Annotated in this window: 13 protein-coding genes; 4 read left to right on the top strand and 9 right to left on the bottom strand. The window is 54.8% G+C overall.

The genetic code is table 11. The annotated features are described in order from the left end of the window. Nucleotides 1–10: 10 nt before the first annotated feature. The 6 genes from ACUVOF_RS19870 to ACUVOF_RS19845 form a co-directional block, all read right to left on the bottom strand. The gene (locus ACUVOF_RS19870; RefSeq protein ID WP_399841154.1) at nt 11–805 is read right to left on the bottom strand and encodes an ABC transporter permease; all 795 of its coding nucleotides are present in this window, start codon (nt 803–805) and stop codon (nt 11–13) included. Between the two features lie 11 nt (nt 806–816). Further along, nucleotides 817–1719, bottom strand: a complete 903-nt coding sequence (locus ACUVOF_RS19865) for an ABC transporter permease (RefSeq protein ID WP_447045988.1) — start codon at nt 1717–1719, stop codon at nt 817–819. After that, nucleotides 1712–2776: an ABC transporter ATP-binding protein gene (locus ACUVOF_RS19860; RefSeq protein WP_447045987.1), complete on the bottom strand. Its 1065-nt coding sequence runs from the start codon at nt 2774–2776 to the stop codon at nt 1712–1714. Before ACUVOF_RS19860 ends, ACUVOF_RS19865 begins: the two co-directional genes overlap by 8 nt. Before the next feature lie 93 nt (nt 2777–2869). Further along, a complete protein-coding gene (locus tag ACUVOF_RS19855; protein ID WP_447045986.1) occupies nt 2870–3904 on the bottom strand; it encodes an ABC transporter substrate-binding protein in 1035 nt (344 codons plus the stop codon). 165 nt (nt 3905–4069) lie between these two features. After that, a complete protein-coding gene (locus ACUVOF_RS19850) occupies nt 4070–4999 on the bottom strand; it encodes a LysR substrate-binding domain-containing protein (protein WP_447045985.1) in 930 nt (309 codons plus the stop codon). Then, the gene (locus ACUVOF_RS19845; protein ID WP_447045984.1) at nt 4992–5921 is read right to left on the bottom strand and encodes a LysR family transcriptional regulator; all 930 of its coding nucleotides are present in this window, start codon (nt 5919–5921) and stop codon (nt 4992–4994) included. Before ACUVOF_RS19845 ends, ACUVOF_RS19850 begins: the two co-directional genes overlap by 8 nt. A 102-nt stretch (nt 5922–6023) precedes the next feature. On the opposite strand from ACUVOF_RS19845, the gene ACUVOF_RS19840 reads away from it, so the two are divergent. Together ACUVOF_RS19840 and ACUVOF_RS19835 are read left to right on the top strand one after the other, a co-directional pair. Continuing rightward, nucleotides 6024–7136 carry an NAD(P)/FAD-dependent oxidoreductase gene (locus ACUVOF_RS19840; RefSeq protein WP_447045983.1) on the top strand — a complete coding sequence of 371 codons (1113 nt, stop codon included), beginning with the start codon at nt 6024–6026 and terminating at the stop codon, nt 7134–7136. A 65-nt stretch (nt 7137–7201) separates the two neighbouring features. After that, nucleotides 7202–7951 (top strand): transporter substrate-binding domain-containing protein, encoded by a 750-nt coding sequence (locus ACUVOF_RS19835; protein WP_447045982.1) that lies wholly within the window; start codon nt 7202–7204, stop codon nt 7949–7951. Between the two features lie 119 nt (nt 7952–8070). On the opposite strand, the gene ACUVOF_RS19830 is transcribed toward ACUVOF_RS19835, so the two are convergent. Then, a complete protein-coding gene (locus tag ACUVOF_RS19830; RefSeq protein ID WP_113270179.1) occupies nt 8071–8838 on the bottom strand; it encodes an exodeoxyribonuclease III in 768 nt (255 codons plus the stop codon). Between the two features lie 141 nt (nt 8839–8979). Between ACUVOF_RS19830 and pyrE the strand changes: the two genes are divergently transcribed. Beyond that, nucleotides 8980–9645, top strand: a complete 666-nt coding sequence (gene pyrE / locus ACUVOF_RS19825; protein WP_447045981.1) for an orotate phosphoribosyltransferase — start codon at nt 8980–8982, stop codon at nt 9643–9645. Here the strand turns inward: pyrE and ACUVOF_RS19820 are convergent, their stop codons facing one another. Next, complete coding sequence (locus ACUVOF_RS19820) at nt 9646–10116, bottom strand: tRNA (cytidine(34)-2'-O)-methyltransferase (RefSeq protein WP_447045980.1); 471 nt, start codon at nt 10114–10116, stop codon at nt 9646–9648. Nucleotides 10117–10215: 99 nt separating this feature from the next. On the opposite strand from ACUVOF_RS19820, the gene rep reads away from it, so the two are divergent. Next, nucleotides 10216–12285, top strand: a complete 2070-nt coding sequence (gene rep, locus ACUVOF_RS19815) for a DNA helicase Rep (RefSeq protein WP_447045979.1) — start codon at nt 10216–10218, stop codon at nt 12283–12285. Nucleotides 12286–12374: 89 nt separating this feature from the next. Here the strand turns inward: rep and ACUVOF_RS19810 are convergent, their stop codons facing one another. Beyond that, nucleotides 12375–13256 carry a c-type cytochrome gene (locus ACUVOF_RS19810; protein ID WP_447045978.1) on the bottom strand — a complete coding sequence of 294 codons (882 nt, stop codon included), beginning with the start codon at nt 13254–13256 and terminating at the stop codon, nt 12375–12377. Between the last annotated feature and the right edge of the window lie 86 nt (nt 13257–13342).

The following is a 13342-nucleotide window of genomic DNA, read 5'->3' as shown; positions in this document are numbered from 1 at the left end:
AGCTGGCTCCTTAGCCCTTGCCGATGAGAACTTTGTCGATTCCGTAGAGCCGATCGAGCAACACCATGAACAGCACCGTCAGCACGATCAGTACGGTAGAGACCGAGGCGATCAGCGGATCAACGGTGTGAGCGATATGGTTGTACATCTGTACAGGTAGCGTGGTCGTGCTGGGCGAGGCCACGAATATGGTCATGGACAATTCATCGAAGCTGGTGGTGAACGCCAGTATCCAGCCCCCCGCGACGCCAGGAAGGATCATCGGCATGGTGATACGTCGGAACGTCGTCCATTGGGAAGCACCCAGCGACAAGGCGGCCTTTTCAGCGCTACGATCCATGCCGAATACCGATGCCATCACCAGGCGCATGGTGTAGGGCATGACGATGATCACGTGGGCCGCAATCAATGCCCAGAAGCTACCGTAAATGCCTATCTGGGAGAAAAAGCTCAAGAATGCCACCCCGAGAACGACATGGGGGATCATCAGCGGCGACAGGAATAAACCGACCAACGCGTCACGGCCACGGAACCGGTAACGAACAATGGCCAGCGCTGCGGGCACTGCTAGCAAGGCCGAGAAACTGGCGGCAGCAATGCCGAGATACAGGCTATTCCAGAAAGCGCGGATGAAGTCGTGGTGTTCGAAGATTGCCGTGAACCAGCGCAGCGAGAACCCATCCGTGGGGTAGGAAAGATAGCCATGCGGTGTGAAGGCCACCAGCATTACCACCACCAGGGGAGCCAGCAGGAAAATAACGAACAGCGTGTGAAACGCCAGGGCGAGTTTACTATTACGTAGCATCGTGATGTCTCCTAGCCCAGGGTACGGCGGAAACGCCGTTCCATCATGCGGTTGTAGCTCATCACCACGGCGACATTGGCCACCAGCAGCACGATAGCTATTGCCGCCCCGAGCGGCCAATTCATGGTGCTGAGATATTCGTCGTAAGCAGCGGTGGCCGCTACCTTGAGACGCCGCCCACCGATGATGGCTGGCGTGGCGAAGGCGCTGGCGGACAAGGCAAAAACGATCAAGCTGCCGGAGAGGATGCCGGGCAGTACCTGGGGTATGACCACTCGACGAAAGACGGTGACATGGCTGGCGCCCAACGACAGGCCGGCATGTTCGACGGCAGGATCGAGCTTCTGCAGGGCGGCCCAAACCGAAATCACCATCAGCGGCACCAGCACATGAACCAGCGCGAGAATCACTCCCGTGTGGGTATACATCAAGTTACCAGCACTGGACTCGGCAATACCGCTTCCTTCCAGAAACTTGCCAAGCAAGCCGTTGCCGCCGATCAACAGGACCCAGCCAAGTGTCCGCACGACCACTGAAATCAATAGCGGCGCCAGGGTGATGACCAGAAACAGCGAGCGCCATGGACTGCGCATACGCGAAAGAATATAGGCCTCCGGCACGCCGATCAGGATACACAGCACCACTACCGCTATGCTGATGCCGTAGGTGCGCAGAAATATCTCGTGGAAATAACTGTCTTGCAGGACCTCGATATAGTTTTCGAGGCCGAATGACGAGACGATGCCGACCGAATAATCAAAGCTGTTGAAACTGAGTATCAGCGTCATGATCAGCGGCATGCCCAGCAGGGCGAGAAAGAAAACGGCACCTGGGGCGCTCAACAACCACGGCACCGGATTAAGCGGCCGCGCCTGGGGTGACGAAGAGGGAAGATGGGAAACAAGCTCAGCCATTTGCTTGCTCCCCCAAGACACGTACCGCCCCGTCTTGCCAGCAAATACCGACATCATCGCCTACCGCCGCCCCTTGGGTGCCCAGGTTCGGCTGAGTGATCAGCAGCTCGCCAGCACTACTGTCGACTTGGTACAGCCAGTGGTTACCCAGGAACAGTCGTGTCCGCACACGCCCCTGTAACTGACCGGCCGTATGCTGAGTCAACTCCAGCTTTTCCGGGCGAATCGACAGCTGAACCTTGTTCCCCTTGATCTCATCGGGCATAGCAATCTCAAGCCGGCAGTCGCCGAGCTTGACGTGGGCCTGGCTGCCTTCACGCTGGTCTATGTGGCAATCAAACAGGTTGGTCTTGCCGACAAACGAAGAAACGAAGTTGTCTCTGGGGTTCTCGTAGGCTGCAAAGGGTTCATCCACCTGTACCACCTTGCCCTGATTCATCACTACGACACGATCACTGAGCGAAAGCGCTTCCGATTGGTCATGGGTTACCATCAGGGTCGTGGTGCCGACCTGCTGCTGGATATTTCGCAGCTCGATCTGCATGTTTTCTCTCAATTGCGCATCGAGGTTGGAAAGCGGCTCATCAAGCAGCAGCAACGGTGGCCGAATGACCAGCGCTCGGGCCAGGGCCACCCGCTGGCGTTGGCCACCCGACAGCTCGCGGGGATAACGATCTTCGAGGTGATCGAGACGTACCAACTCCAGTGCTTCACTGACCTGCTGGCGGCTTTCGCCGGCAGGAAACTTGCGCATTTCCAGGCCGAAACGAACGTTTTCCGCCACGGTCATGTGGGGAAACAGGGCATAGCTCTGGAATACGATACCGATGCCCCGCTGATTGGGCTTGCTGGACGTAATGTCCTCACCCTTCATCAGGATACGTCCGCGAGTGGGCTCAACGAAGCCGGCAATCATTTGCAGTGTGGTAGTCTTGCCGCAACCCGACGGGCCGAGTAACGAGACGAACTCGCCCTGGTCGATATCGAGGGTGATGTCTTGCACGGCAGTATTGCTGCCGAAGCGCTTGGTCAGCGACTCTAAACGAAGGAAACTCATGGCAGGACTCCTCCACACCCTTGCCCATCGAACGGGGAGGCAAGGATGTGGTGTCTTTAGTGGATATCAACGAGGAACGGGGTTGACGCGTGCCTAGCGCTCAACCTGACGGTTCCAACGATTGGTCCATTCGAGACGGTTGGGATTGATGACATCCCAGTCCACGGCCACTAGCTGGTCGATCTTTTCACCATAGGGGAGCACGCTTGCCAACTCGTCGGATAGTTGAGCATGCCGCTGTGCGGGGCCCCAGCCCTGGGTGTCAGCCAGCAGCTCCTGAGATTCCGGTGCCAGCAGGTGTTCGATAAAGGCCTCGGCCAGCTCGCGCTCCTCACTGCCTTCGATGACACAGGCAGCTACCATCAAAGCGACGGCACCCTCTTCGGGGTAAGCAAAGGCGCCTGGGAAGCCTGTGCTGGCCAGCGCACGCAAGCGTCCACTGCCCCAGACCGACAAGGCGATTTCTTCATTCTGGAATAGCTCGGACATCTTGCCCGCCGAAGGCTCGAAAGAGAGGATATTAGGTGCGACTTGCTCTTGCATGAATTCGAAACCGGGATCGATATCGCTTTCGCTTCCCCCGTTGAGACGCGCCGCCATTACCAGGGCATGCACACCATAAGTGTTACTGATGGAAGGAACGACCAGCTTGCCGGCGAACTTTTCATCGGCCAGGTCTTTCCATGAGGAGGGCGGCTCCCAGCCATTACGCTCGAACATGTCGGCATTGTAGGCAAACCCGGAAGCGACAAGGCCAACCCCGACGGCCTTGTCATCAGGGAAACGCGCGATGTCGTAGACGTCATCCAGCATGGCGGTGTCTTGCATCGGCGAGCAGAAACCCAGGTTAACAGCTTGGTACATGGGGCCATCGTCCATTAGCACCACATCCAGCTCCTGGTCGCCACGCTGAGCTTGTAGCTTGGCCAGGGTATCGGTGGAGTTACCTGCCACGTAGATGATTTCCGCGTCATGCTCTTCGAGAAACGCTGGAATGATCTCATCGCGCATGGCTTGCTCGGTAGAGCCTCCATAGGAGCCGACATAAAGCGGTTCAGCGAAAGCGGTATTCATACCGAGAAACAGCAGTCCCGCCATAGCAGTCGTTTGGCTAGTCATTTTTTTCATGCTTGCAGTGTCCTGTCATTGATGTCGATGTTTTGCTTGTTGTTATCAATGGCCGCCACCGCTTCTGTTATTGCTAGAAAACGGTCAGAAGGCGTGGGCAGTGCGACCTGGAATTTAAGCTAGCATCGCTTTGGTCATCAGGGCTAATGCCTTTTGTTAGCCATCCTATTCGCTAATGTTATGGATTAATGGCGTGGACGATGCGGCAAGCTGATCGGCAAGATATCGTTTCAACTCATCGAGAAACTCCAGCACCAATCGTGACGGTGGCCGGAAAGCAGGAAGTACAGCACTGTAATGAAAGGGAATTTCGGGGGTAAAGGGACGCGACACCAAGCCTCGCGAAAGGTAGCTATCCGCGGTGATCGGGTCGATCAACGATACCCCGGCTCCCGCCAGGACCAGCTCGCACGCCACACTCGACAATTGGGTCTCTATACGCATTCGGCGCTTGATGCCCGCCTGCTGGAAGACCTGGTCAATAAGCGGCCTGACATCCTGGGTTTGCCCGAGAGAGACAAAAGACTCCCCCTCGAGATCATCAATGTGCACAACAGGCTGGCTGGCAAGGGGGTGGTCGGGCAGCATCACTAGCCGCAACGCACCACTGGCAATTGGACGAATGGTGACGGAGGGGTCGACCAGTTGCATACCTATCAGGCCGGCATCGCACTGTTGTGTCGCCACCCACTCCAGCACCCGCTGGGAGCTATGCACCTGCAGGGAAATAGTGATGCCGGGATGACGCTCGGAGAAAGCGTTGATCATCGTCGGCAGGGCATTCAACGCCAAAGCGGGCATGCAGCTTAGCAGCAATCGGCCGGTACGAAATTCACGAATTTCGCGAGCCGTATCGGTAATTTTATCCAGGCCGACAAAAGCTCGCTCCACGTCTTCATAGAGGGCCAACGCTTCCGGCGTGGGAATTAATCTACCTTTGTGACGCTGGAAAAGCGCAAATCCTACATGGAATTCTAGATCCCCGACCAAACGACTGACGGCAGGCTGGGAAACATGCAGTGTCTGAGCGGCACGCGTCACTGTCTTGTGGACCATTACCGCCCGAAAGGCTTCTATCTGGCGAAGATTAATCATCTTTCTGACGCTCCCATGTCAGTCGGGTGGCTTTTGAGAAGCGTTGGCGAAACACGCCGATAAACTCCTGGGCGAGCTGAGATACGGGTTGGTCACGTGGCGTTAGCAAAGCAAAATCCTCTCCTAACAAGGGAGAAAAAGGCCTTAATACCAAGTTCATGTCGCTGAAAGCTCTGGCGCTGATGGGGTCGAGGACCGCGATGCCCACCCCTCGGCCGACTAGCCGGACCGCTTGCAGGGCCAGCGAGACTTCCAAGCGCCGTCTGGGGCGTAACTGTCTTGCTTCCATCAACCGCTCCAGGTCGAGGCGCAAGGGGTCCTGCGGCTCGAAGCAGATCAGGGTCTCATTGGCAAGATCATCCACTTCCACCGTGTCACGTTCCGCAAGGGGATGGCCAGAGGGTAGCGCGCATAGGCTGTCGAGATGAAATACGTCGCTGTTCATGCGGTCATCGATGGCAGAAACAATAGCAAAGCCTAAGTCACAGCGCTGGGTGAGAACGTCTTCCACTACCTGGTCTGAGCGGAAAGTGGCCAGCTCGATCCTGGCATCGGGATGGCCAGGCACGAAGTCCGCCAGTACATCGGGTAGGAAGGTCATTCCCAGCAAAGGCATGGCACTGATGCGTAACCCGCCGACTTCACGTTCGCTGATCCGCCGTGCGGTACTGCGCAAGTGCTCCATGCCGCTCCATACCTTCTGTACCTCGCGATGAAATAGGCGCGCCTCCGGTGTCGGCACCAGACGCCCCCGAACACGCTCGAAGAGCGTGAACCCTACGTCATGTTCCAGTTGCTTGAGCAGGCGCGTGACACCCGGTTGTGCAATCAGCATACGCCTGGCGGCACCGGAAACAGTACCGATCTCCATGACATGCTTGAAAGCAAGAATCTGGCGGTCGCGCAAATGAAGAGAGGGCATGGGCATAACTTTTACGCATGAAGTGGACAATTATTGGTATTGGATCGTATAGCCTATCCCTACCTATAGTCGAGCTTACTTAAACTAGATTGAGCTAGCGGCATGCAATTTGACTTCTTAATTATTGGTGGTGGCGTAGTAGGCATGGCTGTTGCCTATGGCCTACTGCGCAGAGGTCAAAAAGTTATCATGCTAGACGAAGGAGATGATGTTTTACGCGCATCACGAGGTAATGCCGGACTAACATGGGTACAAGGAAAAGGTATAGGCATGCCTCGTTATGCCGAGTTGAGTCTACAGTCGAGCGATGCATGGCCTTTCTTTGCTAGTGAGCTTAGCGAGCGCAGTGGTGTACCACTTGAATACTCTCGCCAGGGCGGTATTGATATTTGCTTTGACGTTCAGGAAGCCGAAGCACGTGTGGCCAACTATCGTAAACTTCAGGCTTCATCACCCTATCTCGCACGCTATTTTCAATGGGAATACTTAGATAGACAGGCTCTGTTAACCCATCTCCCTGGCTTAGGTGAAAGCATTCACGGGGGCACTTTGTCTCCCCATGATGGTCATTGCAATCCGCTATTGCTTCTGCGCGCACTTTTAACAGCTAGCCTTAAGATGGGTCTTAGCTATCACCCAGGCTGCTCGGTTCAGCGCCTCGAATCAAATATCGTTGGCTTCACTGCCAATACTCTAGGCGGTAACTTTTCAGCCGAGCGTATTATCGTAGCTGCAGGCCTAGGAGCAAAGCACCTCTCCCCCATGTTGGGCCTGAGCGGAGAAGTGTTTCCCTTGCGAGGGCAGATCCTCATAACGGAAAAAATGCCTCTGATATCGCAACTTCCTACACCTCAGATAAGGCAAACCGGTAACGGTAGCTACTTGATCGGTGACACCCATGAACATGCAGGTCTAAACCGGGATGCGACTACCAGCATCATGGCGAAATTAGCAGCTCGTGGGGTGCGTATTTACCCGCACCTGAAGAACGCCAACATAGTGCGTGCTTGGGGTGCATTACGAGTAATGACACCTGATGGGTTTCCACTGTATGAATCGTCCAGAGCCTACCCAGGTGCCTATAACATCAATTGTCATAGCGGAATTAGTTTAGCTGCTTTCCACGCCGAAGAGCTGGCTCAAGCCTTGCTGCATGACCGATTGAGCCATGAATTTAGCGAATTTTCCAGTGCGCGCTTTAGCAAGATTAACTAACAAAAACTTTATACCGAGAGTACGACGCCTCACACAACCATCGATAAAACCAAGAGGAATGCGAAATGCGTCAAGCCACCTGCTGCTTACTTTTCACGACAGTATTAATCGGCGGCCTCGCCCATGCTGATAGTAAACCACTACGTATTGGGGTCGATGTGCCCTATGCGCCTTATCAATATAAAGAGCCTGATGGCACCATCACAGGGTTTGAAGTTGAATTAGTCAATGCTGCTTGTGAACGCATGCAGCGCGAGTGCGAATGGGTAGAACAAGGTTGGGATGGGATTATTCCTGGGTTAATGGCGCGCAAATACGATCTTATAGCATCAGCAATGAACATCACGGAAGAACGTTCACGGCAAGTTAGCTTCTCGGCTCCCTACTACCAAGTACCATCCGTTTGGGTTAAAAACATAAATAATGAGTACGATTTAGAAGGTGACTTGGCAGATGTAGCAATCGGTGTGCAGCAGGCCACTATTCAAGATGAATATGTTACTACCTACTATCCTGATGCGGATATTCATCGATATGGTGATTCAGGCTCTGTAGTTACCGACATGCATGCTGAGCGCCTTGACCTTGTTTTCACTGCCTATTCTCTTGCTCAAGAAACGATGCTTCAGGACGAGCGTTTTATACAAACGGGGGACTTAATTACCGGCCCTGAGTCGATTTATGGCCCCGGTATTGGTGCTGCTTTCCGCCCACGAGATGAAGCGCTGATAGAAGCTTTTGATAATGCGATGCAAGAAATTAAAGAAGATGGAACATTCGACAATATTTATAACGATTATTTTAAAGATCAGTAACCTAATGGTTATTTAGATTCTTCCCTAGGCGCAACGCAACAAGCCGACTCAAGAGTCGGCTTGTTGCTTATGACTACTACTGACAGACGGCGACGCGGGAAAAGTGCGTTGTCTAGCGCTTAAAGCGCTAGGTCGTACTCAATGATCAGCGGTGCGAACTCGGAGAAGGTCGCATCGTAATCAATCCACGCGTCAACCACGTGACGGCGGAAGTTGGGGCCGACTAGCTGATAGTCGATCCGCCAGCCTTCTTGGCGCTCACGAGGCACGTCTTGGTCAAGCTTCGGCCACCAGGTATATTCACCTGCATCGCGGTTAATTTCGCGGAAGGTATCAATAAACCCGGTGGGGCCAAGCACCTGATCCATCCAGGCGCGCTCTTCGGGGCGGAAGCCTGAGGTCAGTTGATTGTCCGACCAGTTGGCCAAATCGACGGTTTTATGGGCAATATGCCAAGTACCACAGAGGATGTATTCGCGGCGTTTACGCGACATCTTCGTCAGGTACTCTTGGTACTGATCCATAAATGCCTGTTTGGCTTTTTGGTCACTTCCGTCAGGCATCAGAAAAGAGACGATACTGAAGCGTTCATAATCCGCCTGCAGGAAACGTCCTTCATGATCACACTGAGGGAACCCCAGGCCATACATAATCGCCTTGGGGATTTTACGGCAATAGAGTGCCACACCGGAGAAACCATCCTCTTCGGCATCCAGGAAGTAGCCTTCATAGCCGTCCGGATACAGAATATGGTCACCTAGTTCAAAACTTTTTGCCTTGATGTTCTGCACGCAGACCACGTCGACATCCTGCTGAGCCAGCCAGTCCAGGAAGCCACGATCAACGGCATCACGAATACCATTGACATTGATGCTGGCAATTTTCATAAATCGTCCCTTTTGCGTCGCTGCTGTATGATACCCGACGTTTAGACGTTTGGGTAAAGGCGCTTACTAAAACTTGCCATTTACCCTCCATTTATTGTTGCTTTCGTGCCGTTTTAAACCTAACGCCTAGTGAGGAATGCTGTGGCCACTACTCTACAACCCTATCAGCGCGATTTCATTGCCTTTGCTATTGAGCAAGGCGTGCTTAAGTTTGGCGAGTTTACGCTTAAATCCGGCCGCGTTAGCCCCTATTTTTTCAACGCCGGGCTGTTTCAAACCGGGCGTGCGCTGGCCAAACTGGGGCGTTTTTACGCCCAGGCGATTGTCGATAGCGACTTAAACGCCGATGTCCTGTTTGGCCCGGCGTACAAAGGCATCCCCCTGGCAGCGGTGACCGCAGCGGCGCTGGCGGACCATCACGACCGCGATATGCCCTACGCCTTTAACCGCAAAGAAGCCAAAACCCACGGCGAAGGCGGCAACATTGTCGGTGCACCGCTTGCTGGCGATATTTTAATTATTGATGACGTGATTACCGCGGGCACTGCCATTCGCGAAGTGATGAGCCTGATCGAGCAAAGCGGCGCCCGCGCCGCAGGCGTCATTATAGCGCTTGATCGCCAGGAGCGCGGCCAAGGCGAGCAAAGCGCGATTCAGGAAGTACAAGCACAGTACGCCATGCCGGTCGTCAGTATCGTCACCCTAGAGCAAGTACTCACTTACTTGGAAGAGCACGTTGGTGGAGAAATGCTCGCCTACGCCGAAGCCATCAGGGCTTACCGTGACCGCTATGGGATTGCTAGTTGATTAGCTCGAACCTGCGCCAGCAAAGCCTTGCTGGCGCCACGCTTCGTAGCTCACAATAGCCACGGCGTTGGAAAGGTTCAGGCTACGGTTGTTGGGTTGCATGGGCAGGCGCAGTTTTTGATCAGCGGCTAGCGCTTCGTGTACGTATGGCGAAAGCCCGCCGGTTTCAGAGCCGAACAGCAGTACATCGCCTGGGGCAAAGCCGGCATCGCTGTAGGTGCGTGTTCCTTTGGTGGTGATCGCCCAGATACGCCGCCCCTGCATGGCCTGCTGAAAGGCGGCAAAATCCGCGTGGCGAGTCACGTTTGCCAAGTCTCGGTAGTCCAGCCCGGCTCGACGCAGCTTCTTCTCTTCCAGGTCGAAGCCAAGCGGCTCAATCAGGTGTAAACGGCAGCCATTGTTGGCGACCAAGCGCATGATATTACCCGTATTGGGCGCCATGCGCGGTTCAAAAAGCGCTACTTCGAACATCTCCACCTGCCTGTTATTTATGCCTTCGCCAAGCGGATGATTGTACTTGAAACCGTACTTGAAACCGACTAGCAACACTCGTAGAGGACCACCGACGCCATGACGCCTGCCACGCCAAAGAGCATTCTTAGCCGAATTAAAGGGCTAAACCCGCGCCAGCAGGAAGCCGTACGCTACATTGATGGCCCTTGTCTGGTGTTGGCGGGCGCTGGTTCGGGCAAAACCAGCGTTATCACCACCAAGATTGCTTACTTGGTTCAAGAGTGCGGGATGAGCGCACGTAAGATTGCCGCGGTGACCTTCACCAATAAAGCCGCTCGTGAAATGAAAGAGCGTGTGGGCCAAATGCTCCACGGCAAAGAGGGCCACGGGCTAACGGTTTCCACCTTCCATACCCTGGGGCTGAATATTATCCGCGGTGAGCTTAAAACCCTTGGCTACAAGCCGGGCTTTTCGCTGTTTGACCCGGAAGACGCCAAAGCACTGCTGCGCGATTTGATGAACAAAGATGCTCAGGTGGACGCCGAGCAGATCAATGCCGTGCAGAGCAAAATATCCACCTGGAAGAACGATTTGGTGCTGCCCAGCGATGCGCTCTCGTTTGCCGGGGATGACGATGAACATTTTGCCGCTCGGGTGTACGAAGCCTACGTGCGCCATTTAAAAGCCTACAACGCGGTGGATTTTGACGACCTGATTCTGCTACCGGTGGTACTACTGCAACGTGATCCTGAAGCGCTGGAACGTTGGCGGCGCAAAATCCACTATATGCTGGTGGACGAGTACCAGGACACCAATGTTTCTCAGTACCTGCTGGTGAAGCTATTGATGGCGGAGCGCTCCACCTTTACCGTGGTGGGCGACGATGACCAATCGATTTATGCTTGGCGTGGCGCCCGGCCTGAAAACCTGATTACCCTAGGCGAAGATTTCCCGCGCTTGAAAGTGATCAAGCTGGAGCAGAACTACCGCTCTACTGGCACTATCTTGCGCGCAGCCAACACGCTAATTGCCAATAATCCCCACGTTTACGACAAAACGTTGTGGTCGGATATGGGCGACGGCGCGCCGATTCGGGTAGTTGTGAATCGCCACGAAGAGGCAGAAGCCGAGCGAGTCGCTAGCGAAATGCTCACGCGACGAATTAAGGAAAAAGCCGAGTGGCGCGACTTCGCCGTGCTTTATCGGGGCAACTTCCAGGCGCGGCTGTTGGAGCTGAAACTGCAGCACTATCAGATTCCTTACAAGCTCTCGGGAGGTACGTCGTTTTTCTCGCGCAACGAAATTAAAGACGCTATGGCTTACCTGCGTCTGCTGATTAATCCCGCCGACGACAACGCCTTTTTACGCATTGTGAACGTGCCGCGCCGTGAAGTGGGCCCTGGCACCGTGGAGAAACTCGCCAACTACGCCACTGAGCGCTCGATATCGCTGTTTGCCGCCTGCCACGAGCTAGGGTTAGAACAAGTACTGCCGACCCGAGCTACGGAGCGCTTAAGCCGCTTTACCCACTTTATTGACGGTGTGCGAAAACGCATGGACCAGGGCGATGCGATTGCCGCCATTCGCGATATGCTGCGGGATATGGATTACGAGGCCTGGCTTTATCAGAACGCCAGCGCGCCCACCGTCGCCGAGCGGCGCATGGCCAACGTGTGGATTTTAATCGACCAATTGGAGAAATCGCTCAATCGCGACCCGGAAGATGCCACCGACTCCACCGATACCGAAACCGACAGCGTGGAAGCGGCTATATCACGCTTGGTGTTGCGGGATATTCTGGAGCAACAGGCGGAAGAGGATGACTCGGATAGAGTGCAGCTACTTACCATGCACGCCTCAAAAGGCCTGGAGTTTCCGCACGTCTATTTGCTGGGTCTGGAGGAAGATCTTCTACCCCACCGCAACGCCATTGAGGTAGGCACTGTGGAGGAAGAGCGGCGCTTGGCCTATGTGGGGATTACCCGGGCACGGCGAACATTGACGCTTACCCTGGCGCGTCAGCGCAAAGCTTACGGTGAGTTAATGGACTGCCAGCCGAGCCGCTTTTTAGACGAGCTGCCCGCGGAGGATTTAGAGTGGGAAGGCCGTGCGGATAAAGAGGACCCTGAGAAAAAGCAGGCCCGTGGTAAAGATGCCATTGCTGGACTGCGTTCACTGCTTGGGTGACGATAAAACTGAGGTTATAAAAAAATATCCACAGGGCAATTTTAAAAACACCCTGTGGATAAATTATAACTGCGCCGTTAAGAGTCGATTTACTCGGCTTCGGCCATTAAGTAGTCGACGACAGCCATCACTTCTTCGTCAGCGAGGTTGGGGTTGCCGCCTTTGGGAGGCATCGCGCCAATGCCGTTAATGGCACTGGCATACAGCTCGTCCGCGCCTTTTTCCAAACGCGCCGCCCAGGCTTCAGAATCACCTTTGGTCGGTGCACCGGCAACGCCATTATCGTGGCACACCGCACAACCAGAGCTTGCGTAAAGCGCTTCACCGTCCAGGTCGCTTCCACCACTCGCTGCTTCGTCACTTGTGGACGCCTCTTCTTCACTAGCGGCGTCTTCGCTTGCCGCCACTTCTTGCTCAGCAGTAGCACCCTCTTCAGAGGCAGCGCCATCTTCAGCGGCTGCAGTCTGTTCCGCAGTTTCCTCTTCAGATGCTGCCTCTTCTGAAGCGGCTTCATCGCCGCCGCCTAACTCAGGCACGTCCATTACCGGCTCGACCAAGTGCGCTACCGCGGCTTCAACCTCTTCATCAGAGAGGTTAGGATTGCCACCTTTAGGGGGCATTGCGCCAATACCGTTAATAGCATGCTCTAACAGCGTGGCAAAGCCTTGCTCGGTACGCTCAGCCCAAGCTTCTTCGTTACCGCGAACAGGCGCACCCGCAGCGCCGGATTCGTGACAGGCACTACATACATTGCCGTAGATACCTTCACCATCGATATCACCGCCACTGCTAGCGCTATCGCCTGCTGGTGCCGCCGCCGTTCCACAGTCTTGGCCCTGTAAACAGAGTTGACCTACCGGCGCTAAACGCTCGGCAATCGCATCACGTGCTGCGTCCTGAGCGTAAGCACCTGTTGTGCCCGCCATGACGCCGAGGGCCGCCAGCCCACTCATGATCAGCTTAGCTTTCACTCTCACCACCTCTTGAGTATTGTCATCAAACGTTTTCCCTCAACCCCTGTGCGCGGCAGCGCCAACATCAACGATGCACCGCCGAG

It is taken from the genome of Vreelandella sp. H-I2 (genome assembly GCF_052959335.1).
Note: the sequence above shows the minus strand (reverse complement) of the source record. Positions and strands in the feature narration are given on the sequence as shown.